The organism is Pseudomonas sp. EA_65y_Pfl1_P113, assembly GCF_963970525.1.
GTDB classification, from domain to species: Bacteria; Pseudomonadota; Gammaproteobacteria; order Pseudomonadales; family Pseudomonadaceae; genus Aquipseudomonas; species Aquipseudomonas tritici.
This window is the reverse complement of record NZ_CAXAQM010000004.1, coordinates 110,201-127,869: the sequence shown is the minus strand read 5'-3', so window position 1 is coordinate 127,869 and position 17,669 is coordinate 110,201. Positions and strand designations below refer to the sequence as shown.

Annotated in this window: 19 protein-coding genes; 5 read left to right on the top strand and 14 right to left on the bottom strand. The window is 59.3% G+C overall.

From position 1 onward, the window contains the following. Positions 1 to 3: 3 nt before the first annotated feature. Positions 4 to 264 (bottom strand): hypothetical protein, encoded by a 261-nt coding sequence (locus AACY52_RS06070; RefSeq protein ID WP_339560349.1) that lies wholly within the window; start codon positions 262 to 264, stop codon positions 4 to 6. Positions 265 to 421: 157 nt separating this feature from the next. Between AACY52_RS06070 and AACY52_RS06065 the strand changes: the two genes are divergently transcribed. Beyond that, complete coding sequence (locus AACY52_RS06065) at positions 422 to 886, top strand: glycine zipper 2TM domain-containing protein (protein WP_003189251.1); 465 nt, start codon at positions 422 to 424, stop codon at positions 884 to 886. A gap of 405 nt (positions 887 to 1,291) precedes the next feature. On the opposite strand, the gene nhaA is transcribed toward AACY52_RS06065, so the two are convergent. Beyond that, positions 1,292 to 2,485, bottom strand: coding sequence for a Na+/H+ antiporter NhaA (gene nhaA / locus AACY52_RS06060; RefSeq protein ID WP_339560348.1), 1,194 nt, complete (start codon positions 2,483 to 2,485; stop codon positions 1,292 to 1,294). 216 nt (positions 2,486 to 2,701) lie between these two features. Here nhaA and AACY52_RS06055 point away from each other — a divergent pair, with 216 nt between their 5' ends. Next, complete coding sequence (locus tag AACY52_RS06055) at positions 2,702 to 3,796, top strand: PLP-dependent cysteine synthase family protein (RefSeq protein ID WP_339415033.1); 1,095 nt, start codon at positions 2,702 to 2,704, stop codon at positions 3,794 to 3,796. A gap of 93 nt (positions 3,797 to 3,889) precedes the next feature. Here the strand turns inward: AACY52_RS06055 and AACY52_RS06050 are convergent, their stop codons facing one another. The 3 genes from AACY52_RS06050 to AACY52_RS06040 form a co-directional block, all read right to left on the bottom strand. After that, on the bottom strand, positions 3,890 to 5,503 hold the full coding sequence (locus tag AACY52_RS06050; protein ID WP_339415032.1) for an NAD(P)/FAD-dependent oxidoreductase: 1,614 nt from the start codon (positions 5,501 to 5,503) through the stop codon (positions 3,890 to 3,892). Positions 5,504 to 5,609: 106 nt separating this feature from the next. Then, on the bottom strand, positions 5,610 to 6,281 hold the full coding sequence (locus tag AACY52_RS06045; RefSeq protein ID WP_339415031.1) for a hypothetical protein: 672 nt from the start codon (positions 6,279 to 6,281) through the stop codon (positions 5,610 to 5,612). 95 nt (positions 6,282 to 6,376) lie between these two features. Further along, positions 6,377 to 6,976 (bottom strand): short chain dehydrogenase, encoded by a 600-nt coding sequence (locus AACY52_RS06040; protein ID WP_339435908.1) that lies wholly within the window; start codon positions 6,974 to 6,976, stop codon positions 6,377 to 6,379. A 103-nt stretch (positions 6,977 to 7,079) separates the two neighbouring features. On the opposite strand from AACY52_RS06040, the gene AACY52_RS06035 reads away from it, so the two are divergent. Beyond that, positions 7,080 to 7,988 (top strand): LysR family transcriptional regulator, encoded by a 909-nt coding sequence (locus AACY52_RS06035; RefSeq protein WP_339415029.1) that lies wholly within the window; start codon positions 7,080 to 7,082, stop codon positions 7,986 to 7,988. Here AACY52_RS06035 and AACY52_RS06030 read toward each other — a convergent pair. The 9 genes from AACY52_RS06030 to AACY52_RS05990 form a co-directional block, all read right to left on the bottom strand. Beyond that, the gene (locus tag AACY52_RS06030; RefSeq protein WP_339435909.1) at positions 7,985 to 8,470 is read right to left on the bottom strand and encodes a DoxX family protein; all 486 of its coding nucleotides are present in this window, start codon (positions 8,468 to 8,470) and stop codon (positions 7,985 to 7,987) included. The genes AACY52_RS06035 and AACY52_RS06030 overlap by 4 nt on opposite strands. Further along, entirely contained in the window at positions 8,467 to 9,243 is a 777-nt protein-coding gene (locus AACY52_RS06025) for a DNA-binding domain-containing protein (RefSeq protein WP_339415027.1), read from the bottom strand. The genes AACY52_RS06030 and AACY52_RS06025 overlap by 4 nt, the downstream gene beginning before the upstream one ends. After that, positions 9,240 to 10,118: a DUF692 domain-containing protein gene (locus AACY52_RS06020; protein ID WP_339415026.1), complete on the bottom strand. Its 879-nt coding sequence runs from the start codon at positions 10,116 to 10,118 to the stop codon at positions 9,240 to 9,242. Before AACY52_RS06020 ends, AACY52_RS06025 begins: the two co-directional genes overlap by 4 nt. Positions 10,119 to 10,140: 22 nt before the next feature. After that, entirely contained in the window at positions 10,141 to 10,437 is a 297-nt protein-coding gene (locus AACY52_RS06015) for a DUF2282 domain-containing protein (protein WP_339493555.1), read from the bottom strand. A 209-nt stretch (positions 10,438 to 10,646) separates the two neighbouring features. Next, entirely contained in the window at positions 10,647 to 11,348 is a 702-nt protein-coding gene (locus AACY52_RS06010) for an ABC transporter ATP-binding protein (RefSeq protein ID WP_122540346.1), read from the bottom strand. Position 11,349: 1 nt separating this feature from the next. Then, complete coding sequence (livG, locus tag AACY52_RS06005) at positions 11,350 to 12,117, bottom strand: high-affinity branched-chain amino acid ABC transporter ATP-binding protein LivG (RefSeq protein ID WP_339415024.1); 768 nt, start codon at positions 12,115 to 12,117, stop codon at positions 11,350 to 11,352. After that, a complete protein-coding gene (locus AACY52_RS06000) occupies positions 12,114 to 13,367 on the bottom strand; it encodes a high-affinity branched-chain amino acid ABC transporter permease LivM (RefSeq protein ID WP_339415023.1) in 1,254 nt (417 codons plus the stop codon). The genes livG and AACY52_RS06000 overlap by 4 nt, the downstream gene beginning before the upstream one ends. Next, positions 13,364 to 14,287, bottom strand: a complete 924-nt coding sequence (livH, locus tag AACY52_RS05995; RefSeq protein WP_339415022.1) for a high-affinity branched-chain amino acid ABC transporter permease LivH — start codon at positions 14,285 to 14,287, stop codon at positions 13,364 to 13,366. Before livH ends, AACY52_RS06000 begins: the two co-directional genes overlap by 4 nt. Positions 14,288 to 14,513: 226 nt before the next feature. Next, complete coding sequence (locus AACY52_RS05990; RefSeq protein WP_339415021.1) at positions 14,514 to 15,641, bottom strand: branched-chain amino acid ABC transporter substrate-binding protein; 1,128 nt, start codon at positions 15,639 to 15,641, stop codon at positions 14,514 to 14,516. A 342-nt stretch (positions 15,642 to 15,983) separates the two neighbouring features. Here AACY52_RS05990 and AACY52_RS05985 point away from each other — a divergent pair, with 342 nt between their 5' ends. Both AACY52_RS05985 and AACY52_RS05980 read left to right on the top strand, forming a co-directional pair. Continuing rightward, positions 15,984 to 16,295 (top strand): DUF2288 domain-containing protein, encoded by a 312-nt coding sequence (locus AACY52_RS05985; RefSeq protein ID WP_339435913.1) that lies wholly within the window; start codon positions 15,984 to 15,986, stop codon positions 16,293 to 16,295. A gap of 251 nt (positions 16,296 to 16,546) precedes the next feature. After that, complete coding sequence (locus AACY52_RS05980) at positions 16,547 to 17,635, top strand: hypothetical protein (RefSeq protein WP_339415019.1); 1,089 nt, start codon at positions 16,547 to 16,549, stop codon at positions 17,633 to 17,635. The last annotated feature ends 34 nt before the right edge of the window (positions 17,636 to 17,669 follow it).

Genomic DNA, 17,669 nt, shown 5'->3' with positions numbered 1-17,669 from the left:
CGATCACTCCGAAGTCTCTATCGCAGAGGCTTCGGGCGTTTGCTGCTGCGCGGCTTTTTTCAACCAGTTCGGCAAATCGGACCGCCTGATTTTCAGCGCGCGAGCCTGTTCCAGCTGTCGCAGCATAAATGCGCGCTTGTGCAGATCATTGCCCGCCAGTAATAGCGCCAGGTCACGGTCGATCCAGCGCCTGATACGCAGGTACAGCCAGCCGTGAAAATACAGGCCGGCAAGCGTTGTGACTACAATGATGAAGTAATCCATGGAGGTCCTGGCTAGGCGTGGAGTGCTACCGTTCGTCGAGTTTTCTGGTACGGGCTGTCTGTACTCAGGCTGAATGAAAGCAATTTTCTGCGGCGCTTGCCGTGACAGGCGTCAAGCTGCAGCGTTTAATGAACACCTGTCCTTTGGAGTTGATGCTATGCGTAAGTCCGTTTTACTGGTTGCCTGCTTTACCACCCTGTCGTTGCTGCTGGGTGGCTGCGCCTCGAGTCTGACCGGTGACTCGTACTCCCGCGACGAAGCGCGTCGTGTTCAGACCGTGCGCATGGGGACCATCGAATCCCTGCGCCCCGTGAAAATCGAAGGCACCAAGACCCCAATCGGCGGCGCTGCTGGCGCAGTCATCGGCGGCGTTGGCGGCAGCGCTATCGGTGGCGGTCGTGGCAGCATCGTGACTGCCGTGATCGGTGCCGTTGCTGGTGGGTTGCTGGGCTCGGCCACCGAAGAAGGCCTGACCCGCACCCAGGGTGTGGAAATCACCGTACGCGAAGACGACGGCAGCATGCGCGCCTATGTGCAGGCTGTGCAGGAGAATGAAATCTTCCGCATTGGCGACCGTGTACGCATCATGACCGTTGATGGTACTAGCCGCGTTACGCGCTAAGCGCTGGTTGTAGAAATACAAAACCCCAGCCGCGTGACCGGTTGGGGTTTTTTGGTTTTATGGGGGGTGGCCGGTTTGAACTGCAAAAAATGCAGGCAATAAAAAACCGCCTTAGTAGGGCGGTTTTTTATTGCAAACCCAATTATCGACTGGGCTGCGACTTCAAAGATGCATTGACCTGCATTCAAAGGCCCACGTGTTCCGTTAAGTGCGCTGGAGGAAAGGCCTGACTTTAGGAGGGCCGAGTCTGTCGATGTTTGCACAACGTACGTGGAACCTCGTAGTGAATATCCTGCGTTTCTACCACGTGTGGGTATTTCTGCGGGACAGCTTCGATGACCTGTAGGTCTGAGAAGTGGCGCCGCCTCGGTTTAAGCCGAGGCGGCTTTTTGGTTTTCAGGGCTGTCAGTTCAAACCTGACGTTACGGCCTTCTTGCGACTCGCCATCGCTGTCACCGCATAACCAATACACGCCGCCAATATCGAACCGGTCAAAATCCCCATGCGGTCCTCACCCGCGAACTCACTGGCACCCGGCACGAATGCCAGCGAGCCCACAAACAAACTCATGGTGAAGCCGATGCCGCACAGGATCGACACACCAAACACCTGACCCCAGTTTGCGCCGTTGGGCAGGGCAGCGATGCCGGTCTTGATGGCCAGCCAAGTGAGCCCGAACACACCAACGGTCTTGCCGATCAACAGGCCCGTGGCGATGCCCATAGGCACATGGTGAGTGAAGCTTTCCAGGCTGACACCCGTCAGCGAGACCCCGGCGTTGGCGAAGGCGAACAGCGGCAGGATGGCGTAGGCCACCCACGGGTGCAGGGCGTGCTCCAGCGTGAGCAATGGCGACGACTCGGCGTACTTGGTGCGCATCGGGATGCAGAATGCCAACGTTACACCGGCGAGCGTCGCGTGCACGCCGCTCTTGAGTACACACACCCACAGGATCAGGCCAATAATCAGATACGGTCCGAGTTTGATAACACCCAAGCGGTTCATCGCAACCAAGGCGATCAAGCAGGCACCTGCACCTGCCAGGGCGGCGCCGGACAGGTCGGCGGAATAGAAAATGGCGATCACGATGATCGCGCCCAGGTCGTCAATAATCGCCAGGGTCATCAGGAACAGCTTCAGCGACACCGGCACACGTTTGCCCAGCAGGGCCAGCACGCCGAGGGCGAAGGCAATGTCGGTGGCCATCGGGATCGCCCAACCCGAAAGGGCCGCGGGATAGTCCTTGTTGATCGCCCAGTAGATCAGCGCTGGCACCACCATGCCGCCGATGGCCGCTGCGCCGGGCAGCACCACTTGCGAGGGCTTGGACAGGTGGCCGTCGAGCAGCTCGCGCTTGACCTCAAGGCCGATCAGCAGGAAGAACAAGGCCATCAGGCCATCGTTGATCCAAAGCAAGGCGGGCTTGGCGATTTTCAACGCGCCAATCTGCGCCACTACCGGTACGTCGAGAAACGCGCTGTACAGTTGCGACAAAGGCGAATTATTGATGATCAGGGCCAGGGCGGCTGCCGCGATCAACATCAGACCGCTGGCGGCTTCCAGCTGGAAGAAACGGGTGAAAGTGCTACGCAGAGGCAAGGGACGCTCTCCAATCCAAGTTCAATAGGTGGGTACCCTAACCCGTACCGTTAGCTGTTAAAACAAAATTTATATTCTTATTTGTTATAAACGGTGGTTCGCGATGACGTTACGTCGAACCCTCGCAATTGTGTCCTCAATTGAGCCGGTACTGTATCTGTGTGGTGTGTAGGAAACCCCATAAAATCAGGGCTTACACCATCAGAGAAACTCTCCATGAGCGACCAACGTCCCTGGGCCCGCGAAGCCATTCGTATCATTGAAGCAGACTTCCAGCGCAGCGCCGACACGCACCTGATTCCCTTGCCATTGCCGGGGTTGCCGGGTATCGAGTTGTACTTCAAGGACGAGTCCAGCCACCCCACGGGCAGCCTCAAGCATCGGCTGGCTCGCTCGCTGTTCCTGTATGCGCTGTGCAACGGTTGGCTCAAGCCTGGCGCGCCGGTGATCGAAGCGTCCAGCGGGTCGACGGCGATTTCCGAAGCTTACTTCGCCCGTCTGCTCGGCTTGCCATTTATTGCGGTGATGCCGGCCACCACCTCCCAGGAAAAAATCGCGCAGATTGCTTTCTACGGCGGTAAAAGCCACCTGGTACAGGACCCGACGCAGATCTACGCGGAGTCCGAGCGCCTGGCACTGGAAAGCGGTGGCCATTTCATGGACCAGTTCACCTACGCCGAGCGCGCCACCGACTGGCGTGCGAACAACAACATCGCCGAATCGATCTTCCAGCAGATGCGTTTCGAGCAGCATCCGGAACCGAACTGGCTGATCTCCAGCCCCGGCACTGGTGGCACCACAGCAACTCTCGGCCGTTATGTGCGCTATCGCCAGCATTGCACCCGTGTGTTGTGTGCTGATGCCGAGCGCTCCGTGTTCTTTGATTTCTATCAGAGTGGCGACGCGAGTTTGCGCCTGGACTGTGGCTCGCGCATCGAAGGGATTGGTCGGCCTCGGGTCGAGGCATCCTTTTTGCCAAAGGTGATTGATGCGATGGTCAAGGTGCCGGATGCGCTCTCGCTGGCGGCCATGCATTACCTTGCTGCACGGCTTGGACGGCGGGTCGGCGGTTCCAGCGGGACCAACCTGATTGGCGCGCTGGTGGCGGCCCAGCAGATGAAAGCGGCGGGGGAGTCGGGCTCGATCGTGGCGATCTTGTGTGATGGGGGTGAGCGGTATGCCACCACCTATTACGATCAAGCGTGGCTGGCGGGGCAGGGCTATGAATTGGGCGGGCTGATTGCGGCCGTTGCGGCCAGTGTGGAGCGGGGTGAGCCGTTACCGGACAGCATCCTGCGCGCAAATATCTAAGTCGCAGCGGCAAGTTGTAAGCGCCAAGCTACAAGAAAAAGCAGGTTACCTATCCGCTTTTAGCTTGCAGCTTGAGGCTTACAACGCGAAGCTTCAGCCCTGGCTGCCCAACATATCCCGCGCCAACGCCTCAGCAATCCGAATCCCATCCACACCCGCCGACAGAATCCCCCCGGCATAACCGGCGCCTTCACCGGCCGGGAACAGGCCTTTTACGTTCAAGCTCTGCATCGATTCGTTACGGGTTATCCGCAGCGGCGACGAGGTGCGCGTCTCGATACCGGTCAACACCGCGTCGTGCAGCGAATAGCCCTTGATCTGTTTCTCGAACGCTGGCAACGCTTCGCGGATCGCCTCGATGGCGAAGTCCGGCAACGCCAGGGCCAGGTCACCGAGAGCAACGCCAGGCTTGTAGGAAGGTTGCACACTGCCGATAGCGGTAGACGGCTTGCCGGCGATGAAATCGCCCACCAATTGCGCCGGGGCCTCGTAGTTGCTGCCGCCGAGGATGTAGGCGTGGGACTCCAGACGTTCCTGCAACTCGATACCCGCCAGCGGGCCACCTGGGTAATCCACTTCAGGCGTGATGCCGACCACGATGCCGGAGTTGGCATTACGTTCGTTACGCGAGTACTGGCTCATGCCGTTGGTGACGACGCGGCCCGGCTCGGAGGTCGCAGCAACCACGGTACCGCCTGGACACATGCAGAAGCTGTAGACCGAGCGGCCGTTCTTGGCGTGGTACACCAGCTTGTAGTCGGCGGCGCCGAGTTTTGGGTGCCCGGCGTATTTGCCCAGGCGCGCAGCGTCGATCAGCGACTGCGGGTGTTCAATACGGAATCCCACCGAGAACGGCTTGGCTTCCATGTAAACCCCACGGCTGTGGAGCATGCGGAAGGTATCGCGGGCGCTGTGGCCGAGGGCCAGGATCACATGCCTGGACGGGATCTGCTCGCCGCCATCGACGACCACGCCGTTCAACTGGCCGTCTTCGATCAGCACGTCGGTAACCCGCTGCTCGAAGCGCACTTCACCGCCCAGGGCGATGATCTGCTCGCGCATGTTCTCCACCACGCCGGTCAGGCGGAACGTACCGATATGCGGCTTGCTGACGTAGAGAATTTCTGCCGGCGCACCGGCCTTGACGAACTCGTGCAGGACTTTGCGGCCGTGGAATTTCGAGTCCTTGATCTGGCTGTATAGCTTGCCATCGGAAAAGGTCCCGGCGCCGCCTTCACCGAATTGCACGTTGGATTCGGGGTTGAGCACATTTTTGCGCCACAGGCCCCAGGTGTCCTTGGTGCGCTGGCGCACTTCCTTGCCGCGTTCGAGGATGATCGGCTTGAAGCCCATCTGCGCCAGCAACAGCCCGGCGAAAATGCCGCACGGGCCAAAGCCGACGACGATTGGACGTTCTGTCAGGCCTTCCGGCGCCTGGCCGACCACTGTGTAGCTGACATCCGGCGCCGGGTTGACGTTGCGGTCATCGGCGAACTTGAGCAACAGCGCCGCTTCGCCCTTCACGTTCAAGTCGATGGTGTAGATGAAACACAGCTCCGACGATTTCTTGCGGGCGTCGTAGCTGCGCTTGAACAGGGTGAAATCGAGCAGGTCATCACTGGCGATGCCCAGGCGCTGCACGATGGCGGGCCGCAGGTCTTCTTCGGGATGGTCGATAGGCAGCTTGAGTTCGGTGATTCGTAACATGACAGGATCCGGTAGGCGGCTGGCTGATTGGCCGGCTGTTTTGCAAACCGGCGATTATAAGCCCCAATGGCCGATTCCCGTCATGTTAAAACAACGCAGTGCCGAGTCAGTCGTCGCGCGAGCCGCCAAACGAGGCGCAACCGCGCTGTACCTGACCGTTGACGCGCAACTCGGCGGTCATGTGTTGCAGGCTGCCGCTCACGCTGTCGATGCAACGTTGCGGGGCCACCCACAGTTCGACGTGCTGGTTGTTGGCTTCAGTCATCAGGTTGAAGCGGCCGTCACCGATCTGCTCTTCCACATAAGGCACTGCCAGTGGCGGCTGGCCTTCACGTTCCAGCACCATGCCCTTGGCCGTCACGTTCATTGCCCAGGCCGGTTTGTGGCCGTTGGCGCGCAGGATCATGCGCTTGAAGTCCGGATCGTCGCAGGCCGAGGTCGAACGTTCAACACGATACAGTTGTTGCAGGTCCACGCTGCCTTGGGTGCCGCTGGCAACCCCCGAGAACTTGCCGCGCAGGTCGGCAAACAACGCGCCTTGCTGGCCGGCCAGGGAGGCCGCTTCCTGCAGGATGCTGGTGCCGCCGGTGTCGTTGACCACGTAGTTGCGTTTGTCGTTGCACGGCTGGAACAGCAGTTTGTCGCCGACTGCCGTGAGTTCGCCCTGCATACGGGTCAGCCCGGCGAGAGACGGCTTGGCCGGGTCGCTGTCGAACATCTGGCAGGCGGCGAACAGGGGAAGCAAGGCAAGTAGAGTTAGGGTGTGGGCGGCGCGCATTATCGGTCTCCAGACAAGTGCCGCCACGTTACGCACGCCGGCGTTGCACCACAACCCCGGCTGCCAGATTCAGTCAAATCTGACAGGTATCCGATTCAACCCACCATAAAGGTCTGACCTGTCTGTAAACCTTCAACACTTTTTGCGTAGGCCAGCGCTACGTCGGCGGCTGGAGCTGGTTTGTAGCCGCGAAAATATGGCGCGTAACTGTCCATGGCTTCGAGCAGGACCGTCGGGCTCACGGCGTTGATGCGCAGGCCGCGCGGCAATTCAATTGCCGTCGCTTTGACAAAGGCGTCAATGGCGCCGTTGACCAGCGCAGCCGAGGCGCCGGTGGGGATGGGGTCGCGATTCAGAATGCCACTGGTGAAGGTAAACGAGGCGCCATCGTTGGCGTATTCACGACCGATCAACAGCAGGTTGACCTGGCCCATCAGCTTGTCACGCAGGCCCAGCTCGAAATCGCTTTCGCTCATGTCGCCCAGCGCGACGAAGTTCACGCTGCCGGCTGCGCAGACCAGGGCATCGAATGTGCCGGTCTGCTCGAACAGTTTGCGGATTGACGCGCTGTCGCTGATATCCACCTGGAAGTCGCCGCTGCTGCGGCCGATGCTGATCACTTCGTGGCGCTGAGCCAGTTCCGCCTTGACTGCCGAGCCGACGGTGCCACTGGCGCCAATCAATAGGATTTTCATGGTGCTGTTCCTCCAAGGGTAAGTGAAGGTTCAGTGTAGAGTGGCTTTTTAAGCGGATAAACGCACTAATGGGCAACCTTTGGTTTTCAAATGGAAACAATCCATGAGCGAAATGGATGACTTGGCGGCCTTCGCCGTGCTGATCGACGCCGGCAGTTTTACCGTGGCCGCGGAGAAACTGGGCTGTAGCAAAGGGCAGTTGTCCAAGCGAATCAGCCAGTTGGAAGCACAGCATTGTGTGGTGCTGCTGCACCGCACGACGCGCAAGCTCAGCCTGACTGCAGCCGGTGCGGCATTGCTGCCCCAGGCTCAGGCATTGGTGGTGCAGGTGGATCGCGCCCGTCAGGCGTTGGCCCGGCTAAAGGACGATCTGGCCGGGCCGGTGCGTATGACGGTTCCGGTCTCCTTGGGCGAAACCTTCTTTGATGGCTTGTTGCTGGAGTTTTCCAAACAGTACCCGCAGGTGCAGATCGAGCTGGAGCTCAACAACAGTTACCGGGACCTGGCGCGGGATGGTTTTGACTTGGGGGTACGCTCAGGCGCGATTGAAAACGAGCGCCTGGTGGTCAAGCCTCTGCTGGCCTGGCATGAAATGACCTGCGCCAGCCCGGCGTACCTTGAGAAGCATGGCGAACCGGAGACACCGGCCGACTTGGCCGCCCACACCTGCCTGCTCAACAGCCACTACAGCGGCCGTGAAGAGTGGTTGTACCACCAGCAGCACGAACTGCTGCGGGTGCGGGTGAGCGGTACCTTTGCCTCCAATCACTACAACTTGTTGAAAAAGGCTGCGTTAGTGGGCGCAGGTATCGCACGCTTGCCGTCCTACGTTCTGCCCGCAGAATTGGCTGACGGCCGCTTGCGCTGGCTCCTGCGTGATTATCAGACGCGAAGCATGCCGATGTACCTCGTGCATCCCTATCAGGGCGGTCTGCCGCGTCGCACCCAGGTGCTGGCTGACTACTTGGTGGACGGGTTCAAGCGCAGCGGCAAGGCCCTCGACCGACTCTAAGCGTAGCGACGCGCGATCAAGTGATCGATGGACAGGCGCCCCGGTCCTTTCGCTACGAGTATCAACAGCAGCGCAATCCAGGTGCCATGGGTCGGGTAGGCGTCCGGGTAGACGAACAGCTGAATCACCAGGGTCATGCCGATCAGGGCCAAGGCCGAGAAGCGCGTAGCGAAGCCTACCAGGATCAACACCGGGAAGAAGTGCTCGGCAAACGCCGCCATATGCGCCGCCACCTCCGGTGATAGCAGCGGCACGTGGTATTCGCTGCGAAACAACGGCAATGTCGAGGCGGCCAGTTTCGGTTCGCCCAGTTGGAAGGTGCCGCTGACCAAATCAATAACGAATCCTTCGACCTTGGTTTGCCCGGATTTCCAGAACACTGCGGCAATCGAAAAACGCGCGACAAAGGCAATCAGGCTGTAAGGGATTTGTTCGAAAAGCGCGATGACCCGATTGATCAGGCCTGATGGACGAGTGTTCATGGCGATACCTTTTGTTCTAGATGCAAATGAGTAATGGCGTTGTGGCTGATCAGCAGCGTGAGGCATTGGTGCAGGTCGAACTCGGCCGCTGCGTCAAGCGCATGCTCCACGGCTTTTTCCAAGGCATTGCCATGGGCCAGGCTGTTGATAAACGCCACTGAGCCACTGTCGGTAGCAAATACCCTGACCTCCAGCCCCTGACGTACTACCAGCGCACTCTGGGCGTGCCAGGGATTCAGGGTGGCCAGGCCGCCTTCGGTCTGGTGCGCGGCCCATACCGCCACCACCGCGTAGGCAGAATTCAAGGTGGCAAGGGATGGATGCAGTTGCAGGCGCAATTTCCCCAGGTCTGTTTGGCCTTGCAGTGCTTGAAGAACAGTCGGTTGGTCGAGTGGCTGGGTGTCCGCCGCGTGATAGGCGCGCACACGCAGTCGTTCCAAACGCGCCATATCGGCCAGGTAGGGCACGCTGGCGGCTGGCTCAAAGTCCTGGATAAATGCGGCGAGCGCACTGCCGTACTCGCTGATCAGCGGGCTGGTGGGTGGGCAAGCCCGGATAAACAGGCCGGCCATCGCACGGAAGAAGTCCTCGCCCACCAATTGCAATGTCACGGGGTAGGCCGTTGCGAGTGCGTTGATCAACGAACTGTGCACATTGTTGCGATACACCGCAAAACGGCTGGCCGGGTCGGCACCGTTGCTGCTGAACAGGCCATTGGGGCATGCCTGGTCCGGCGCCAGCAGCGCTGCGGCAAACTCGTCATGAAGGCTCATGGGCTCACCTGCGACAGATGCAGTTCGGCCTGTTGAGCCTCAGCCAGCAATACGCTGAACGCCGGCACTTGGTTGTCCCGTTCGATCAGCGTGGCTATCGGGCCTACGTGCGCCAATACTTTTTCGTAGAGCTGCCACACGGCGTTGTCGATAGGTGCGCCGTGATCGTCGATCAACAAGCGATCACCGAGGCTGTCAGTGTCTTCGGCAAAACCGGCCAGATGAATCTCGCCCACCGCATGCATCGGCAGGCCGTCGATGTAGGCAACCGGATCGCGTTGATGGTTGATGCACGACACATAGACGTTATTCACGTCCAGCAGCAAACCGCAGCCCGTACGGCGGATGATCTCACTGATGAAGTCGGTCTCATCCAGGGTTGAGCGCTGGAATTGCAGGTAAGTCGACGGGTTCTCCAGCAGCATTGGCCGCTTGAGGGTATTTTGCACGTGGTCAATGTGTTCGCACACCCGTTGCAGGGTCGCGCTGTCATAGGCCAGGGGCAGCAGGTCATTGAGAAACACCGGGCCGTGGCTTGACCAGGCCAGGTGTTCAGAAAAAGAGTGGGGTTGATAGCGTTCGATCAGCGTTGCCAACCGCGCCAGGTGCTCACGGTCCGGCGGGCCTTCTCCGCCGATGGACAGGCCTACGCCGTGCAATGACAGCGGGTACTGTTCGCGGATCAACCCAAGGTAGTGATGAAACGGGCCGCCGTCCACCATGTAGTTTTCGGCGTGCACTTCAAAAAAACCGATGTCGGGTGAGGTCTCCAGCACTGCAGTGAAGTGCTCATGCTTGAGCCCCAGCCCGACCCGGCGTGGGAGGCCGGGCGCCTGAGCCTGGGAGACGGCTTGCAGGGATGAAAGAGTCATCATCAGTACTCAGGTTTTATGAGGTTCAGGACTTGGCGGTGAAGGCCGCTTCCTGGCCGAAACCGGTCGGCGAGGTGGAGCTTGGGGTTTTGAGGCAGGTGCCGGTTGGAACCAGATTCCAGGCGTTGGCCTGGTCCTTGGTTTTCGAGGTGCCGGCGCAGGAAGTGCCAGCGCCTGCGGCGCAATCGTTCTTGCCGGCTTCGGCGACACCGAAGCACTTTTGCATGTCGTCGGCGGCGTGGGCGGTGGTGGTCAGGGCAGACAGGCTCAGCGCGGAACCGAGGGCCAGGACGAGGGTGGCAGCGGACAGTTTGGTGGTCATGGTGTATCTCCTAGTGGGGTGGGTTGGCGGGCTTGAATGCCTGCTTGTAGCACTAGAGAGAGGGGCGTGGGGTTCGTTACAAATCAGCCGAAAATAGTTTCAAACAACGTAATTCCAGGGATCACACAAAGCAAATGTGGGAGCGGCGGTGCGACTTGCTCGCACCGCCGCTCCCACGTTTTTGATCCGGTTCATCCAGCAACCGTTTTTTAACCGCCGAGGTAGGCCTCGCGCACCTTCGGATCGGTCAACAACTGCTCGCCCGTACCCTGCATCACCACCCGGCCGTTTTCCAGCACGTAGGCCCGGTCAGCAATCTTCAGGGCCTGGTTGGCGTTCTGCTCCACCAGGAACACCGTCACACCGTCCTTGCGCAGTTGTTCGATGATGTCGAAGATCTGCTGGATGATGATCGGCGCCAGGCCAAGCGAAGGTTCGTCCAGCAGCAACAGCTTGGGCTTGCTCATCAGCGCCCGGCCGATGGCGAGCATTTGCTGCTCGCCGCCGGACATGGTGCCGCCGCGCTGGCTGAAGCGTTCCTTGAGTCGTGGGAACAGGTGCAGCACCTTGTCCATCTGCTCCTGGTAGTCGCCCTTGTCGGTGAAGAACCCGCCCATCGCGAGGTTCTCTTCCACGGTCAGGCGGGCAAACACCCGACGGCCTTCCGGCACCACGGCAATGCTCTTGCGCATGATCTCGGAAGAGGCCTGGCCCACCAGTTCCTCACCCATGTAGCGGATGCTGCCGCTGTGAGCCTGGGGCGAACCGCACAGGGTCATCAGCAGCGTGGATTTACCGGCACCGTTGGCGCCGATCAGCGTAACGATCTCGCCTTGGCGCACTTCCACGTTGACGCTGTGCAGGGCCTGGATCTTGCCGTAGAAAGTGGAAACGTTTTCGAATTGCAGCATTTTACGCTTCCCCCAAATAGGCTTTGATCACTTCAGGATTGTCGCGGATCTGCTCCGGCGTGCCGTTGGCCAACGGCGTGCCCTGGTTGATCACCACGATGTGGTCGGAAATGCTCATGACCAGTTTCATGTCGTGTTCGATCAACAGCACGGTGGCGTTGTTTTCTTCACGCAACACGCTGATCAGCGCCTTGAGGTCTTCGGTTTCCTTGGGGTTCAGACCCGCGGCCGGTTCGTCGAGCATCAGGATCCGCGGGCGGGTCATCATGCAGCGGGCGATTTCCAGGCGACGTTGCTGGCCATAAGCCAAGGTGCCGGCAGGGCGGTTGGCAAACTCGGTGAGGTTGACCTTGTCCAGCCAGTACTCCGCGTATTCCATGGCCTCGCTCTCGCTTTTGCGGAACGCCGGGGTCTTGAACAAGCCTGCGAAGAAGTTGGTGTTCAGGTGACGGTGCTGGGCAATCAGCAGGTTTTCGACCGCCGTCATGTCCTTGAACAACCGCACGTTCTGGAAGGTCCGCACCACGCCCTTGCGGGCGATCTCGTGACCGGCCAAACCCTGGATCGGCTGGCCATCCAGCAGGATGCTGCCACCACTCGGCTTGTAGAAACCGGTGAGGCAGTTGAACACCGTGGTCTTGCCGGCGCCGTTCGGGCCAATCAGCGCCACAACCTGTTTCTCTTTCACGGTCAGGGCCACGCCGTTGACCGCCAGCAAGCCGCCGAAGCGCATGCTCAGATTTTCGACTTTCAGGATCTCGCGGCTCATTTGCGCAGCTCCATGTGTGGACGTTGCATGGGCAGCAGGCCTTGAGGACGCCAGATCATCATCAGCACCATCATGGCGCCGAACATCAACATGCGGTATTCGCTGAACTCACGCATCATTTCCGGCAGCAGGATCATCACGATCGCCGCCAGGATCACGCCCAGTTGCGAGCCCATGCCACCCAGTACCACGATGGCGAGGATGATCGCCGACTCGATAAAGGTGAACGACTCCGGCGTCACCAGACCTTGGCGAGCGGCGAAGAAGCTGCCGGCGAAACCGGCGAATGTTGCCCCGAGGGTGAAGGCCGAAAGCTTGATGATTGTCGGGTTCATGCCCAGTGCACGGCAGGCAATTTCATCTTCGCGCAGTGCTTCCCACGCGCGGCCGATCGGCATGCGCAGCAGGCGGTTGATCACGAACAGTGCGGCCAGTGCCAGCAACAGCGCCACCAGGTACAGGAACACCACTTTGCTCACCGGGTTGTAGTCGATCCCGAAGTATTCGTGGAAGGTCTGCATGCCCTCTGCTGCGGTGCGGTCGAACGACAGCCCGAAGAAGGTGGGCTTGGGGATGCTGCTGATGCCGTTGGGGCCGCCGGTAATATCGGTGAGGTTACGCAGGAACAGACGGATGATTTCACCGAAGCCCAGGGTCACGATCGCCAGGTAGTCACCGCGCAAACGCAGCACCGGGAAGCCCAGCAGGAAGCCGAACGTCGCCGCCGCCATGCCCGCCAACGGCAGGCAGATCCAGAAGCCCCAACCCAGGTAGTGCGAGAGCAGCGCGTAGGTGTAGGCACCCACTGCGTAAAAGCCCACATAACCCAGGTCGAGCAGGCCGGCCAGGCCCACCACGATGTTCAGGCCAAGGCCCAGCAACACGTAGATCAGGATCAGGGTGGCGATGTCGACCGCGCCGCGCGAGCCAAAGAACGGCCAGATCAACGCGGCCACGATCAGGCCGATGATGATGTAGCGCTGGGTGCGTGGAAGGGTCAGGAATTGACTGACCTTAGGCGACACCAACGGACCACGGTTGCCCTTGAGCAAGGCGCTGACCTGCTGGGTGAACAGCACGCGCAGGAACAACAGTACCGAACACAGGGCGATGATGGTGAGGGTCACGGGACCGGTACCATGCACTTCCAGGTTGATGCCGACAATGCTCAGCTTGAGGCCGAGTACCGGGAAGGCCACTGCCCATACCAGCAAGGCGCTGAAAAACGCCGATTTAAGATATTTGCTCATACTTTCTCAACCTCCGGACGGCCCAGGATGCCGGTCGGACGGAACAACAGGACCAGAACCAACAGGCTGAACGCTACGACGTCCTTGTACTGGTCGCCGAAGATATCGGCACCAAAGGCTTCGGCCACACCCAGCACCAGGCCACCGAGCATGGCGCCCGGAATGCTGCCGATGCCGCCCAATACCGCTGCGGTAAAGGCTTTGAGACCTACCAGGAAACCGGCGTTGGGGTTGATCACGCCGTACTGCATGCTCAGCAGCACGGCCGCGACGGCCGCCAATGCGGCGCCGATCACGAAGGTCAGGGCGATGATGTTGTTGGTGTTGATGCCCAACAGGTTGGCCATCTTGATGTCTTCGGCACAGGCCCGGCAGGCGCGCCCCAGACGGGAACGGGAGATGAACAGGGTCAGGCCCAGCATGGCCACTAGGGTAACGACGAAGACCAGGACCTGCATGTACGAAATCAGCACTTCTTGTGCGCCGCCTGGGCCGAAGGAGAAGCTCCCCGGGATCAGGTTGGGAATGGACTTGTCCTTGGAGTCCTGGGACAGCAATACGGTGTTCTGCAGGAAAATCGACATGCCGATAGCAGAAATCAGCGGGATCAAACGGTTGCTGCCACGCAAGGGACGGTAGGCAACGCGCTCGATACTGTAGCCATAGGCACTGGTCACGACGATCGACGCCAGGAACGCGGCGGTCATCAACAGCGGCAGGGAGTGGATACCCAGCATGGCCAGCCCGGCAAGGGCGATGAAGGCCACGTAGGAACCAATCATGTAGACCTCGCCATGGGCGAAGTTAATCATTCCAATGATGCCGTAAACCATTGTGTAGCCAATGGCTATCAAGGCATAGGTGCTGCCAACGGTCATGCCGTTAACCAGCGTTTGGAAAAAATGATAGATCTCAGGCATTACAGCGCTCCTAAAAACCCGATACGCATTTCACTGGTGGAGTCATTTCCGGCCCGTGCCCTGTTCTGTGAGCAGGTTGCACAAAGCGTTTGCCAGCGAACCGCTGGTGACGGTTTTAAGATTTTCAGGTGAGCCAGCCCCCGGATCGCGAGTGACAGGCCCATAAACCTCGTAAAACAAAGCCCACTGCTCTCACAGTGGGCTTGTTGGACCAGTAACGCCTGGCTTACTGAGGGGAAACTTCGGTTTTTGGTTTACCGAAGTGCCATTCGTAGACCACGAATTTGAAGTCCTTCAGGTCGCCCTTGGCGTCAAACGTCAGCTCGCCGGTAGGGGTCTTGAACGTGCCTGCGTGGATGGCTGCAGCCACTTTGGCGGTGTCTTCAGACTTCGCGGCAGCGATACCGCCGGCGATGACTTCAACAGCCGAGTAGGCCGGGAACACGAACGGACCGGTTGGGTCCTGCTTGTTCTTGGCGAACTCTTCAACGATTGCCTTGTTGGCCGGATCGGTGTCGAAAGACTTCGGCAGGGTGACCAGCAGGCCTTCGGAAGCGCCCTGGGCGATTTGCGAGATGGAGTCGTTACCGACACCTTCAGGGCCCATGAACTTGGCGTTTACGCCTTTTTCCTTGGCTTGGCGAAGGATCAGGCCCAGCTCAGGGTGGTAACCGCCGTAGTAGACGAAGTCGACGTTGGCTTGCTTGAGCTTCTGGATGAGGGAACCGAAGTCTTTGTCGCCAGCGTTGATGCCTTCAAAGAGGGCAACCTTGACGCCTTTTTTCTCGAGAGTCTGTTTAACGGCGGTAGCGATGCCTTCACCGTATTGCTGTTTGTCGTGAATCACAGCAACGACTTTCGGCTTCACGTGGTCGGCAATGTAGTTGCCAGCCGCAGGCCCCTGAGCGCTGTCCAGGCCGATAGTGCGGAAGATCAGCTTGTAGCCACGGGCAGTGATTTCCGGGCTGGTAGCCGCCGGGGTAATCATGATCACGCCTTCGTCTTCATAGATGTCGGAGGCGGGCTGAGTGGAGCTGGAGCAGAGGTGGCCGACCACGAACTTGACGCCGTCGTTGACCACTTTGTTGGCTACGGCAACGGCTTGTTTAGGATCGCAAGCGTCGTCGTATTCCTTGGCTTCGAGCATTTTGCCATCGACGCCGCCTTTGGCGTTGATGTCGGCGATGGCTTGCTTGGCACCCATGAATTGCATGTCGCCGTATTGCGTCACTGGGCCGGTTTTAGGGCCCGCAATACCGATCTTGATGGTATCGGCTGCGAACGAATGGCCGGCAACCCCAGCCAGGACCATAGCGGCAAACAGTTTGGAAATCTGCTTAGTAGCCTTATTCATAGTGCTCCACTCTTACTGTTGTATTTTTTATAGTTCTAGCGGCCTTGGTGAGCTGCAGAACCGGATCAGATATCTCGGATATCCCCCCGGCAGTGCCCTGGCAACTGTACCGGTACAGTGTAGAGCGCCGGTTGATCGCTTGAAAAGCTGGCTGCTGGGGGCAAAACCCGGGCGTGTCGCATAAATGAAAGAAAAAGACAGAATTGCGGCGGGGTGATGCCAGAGTTCCGGGCAATCCTTGGCTTTCCTGACACTTTCAATCGGTAACTCATTTGCAACTGGGTTTTTCTACCTGATGCGTGACGTTATGATTGCGCCGATTTTTTCTTCAGGTGAAGTCCCATGACGCAAGAACCTAGCACCCTCTATGCCAAGCTGCTCGGCGAAACCGCCGAAATATCCTGGAAGGAGCTTGAACCGTTCTTTGCCAAGGGTGCCCTATTGTGGGTCGATGCCGGCCTGGATTTGATCGAGGCCGCCGAAGGCATGGCCGAAGATAACCGCGACAAAGTCGCTGCCTGGCTGGCTGCCGGGAGCCTTGGCGAAGTGTCTGCGACGCGGGCGCTGGACCTGGTGGAGCGTGATCCAGGCTTGTGGGCGGTGGTGGTTTCGCCTTGGATCCTGATCCAGGAAAGGGCAGCGCCTAGGAGGTGAGCACTAAAACGGTGCGCGTTTTGCCCGTTTAAAAGTGTGTAGCGGGGTAACCGCTGGCGTCGTGATGGCATCTTGCCGTGAAGAAAGGTCACAGCCCAGGATGACGCGCACGTCATGGGAACAGTTTTCCAAAGGCCGAAACGGCTGCAGAATTGTTTCTCGGTGTGAACAAGTACCCGGTAGCGGTGAGATCGCAGGGTAGAAAAGGGTGAAATCCGGTAGAGTTCGCCGCTTGTTATTCGGAGCTAGTCATGCCGTCAGCGCTGCCCCCTTCAGCGAAACCTTCGCACCAGTTGCTATACCTTATCTACGGTAAACAAGAGGTTTACCGGCGAGAGGCCAAGTTCAGCATTCTTACTGCCCTGGCGCAGCTCAAGCCTGGCGAGCCGCTGTGCATCCGGGTCATGACTGATCGGCCGCAGGACTTCACCGGCTGGCCGGTGGAGACCCTCGAGTTGGACGAGCAGACCCTGAGCCAATGGCAGGGCCACAACGGCTACCTCCATCGACGCAAGGCGTGTGCGATCGCCCAAGGGTTGACGTTGGCGGACAAAACCTTGTTCGTCGATACCGATACGCTGTTCCTGAAGTCGCCTCACCGTGTGTTCGAACTCATCGAGCCTGGCCAGTATGTGATGGACGAGTTTGAATACGACTGGAGCTACGTCTGCAAGCGCCCGGACTACCTCAAGCTGGGCAAGCACCTGCATGCCCATGGTGTGTCTGCCAGCAACAGCTTCAAGCTTTACAACAGTGGCCTGTGCGGTGTATGTGACACCGATGCGCCGCTGCTCGAAGCCGCGATACGCTGGATCGACGAGTGGACCCAGGGATCCTTCGACATCCACACCATCGAGCAAGTCGCGATTTCCTTTGCGATGCGTGGCAAGACGGTGCGTGAGTCCAAGAAGCTGGTCTATCACTACTACGCCGAAAAGCGCTTCTTCCATGCCATGCAAGCGCACTTTTTCAGCCTTCATGGCGAGACCTTCGGGCCTGAACTGGTCGCGCGTTGCCTGGACGTGCCACAGGTCAAGCCCGTGCCATCAGCCTGGCAGCGGCTGCTGATTAAATGGAAGCTGCGCAATCACCGCAAACATTTGAAAAGGGTCGGTCGCGACTTACTCTACGGCAGCGCGGCACCTGAGCATCCGTATTACGAGGTGTGCCGGCAGGGCTGGTGGGAGTCGGCTTCGCGTGAAATTCGCGGTTGGGATGAGGCTGAGCAGAAGAAGTTTTTCGGGACGCACGACACCGGTTGGCCGAAGCAACTGCCACGACCTGCCAAGGCTGCAGACGAACAAGCGATCGTCGATTACCTGCAACAACGAAGAGCCTAGTCAGACAGCGACGGCGCCCAGCGGCGCCGTCGCA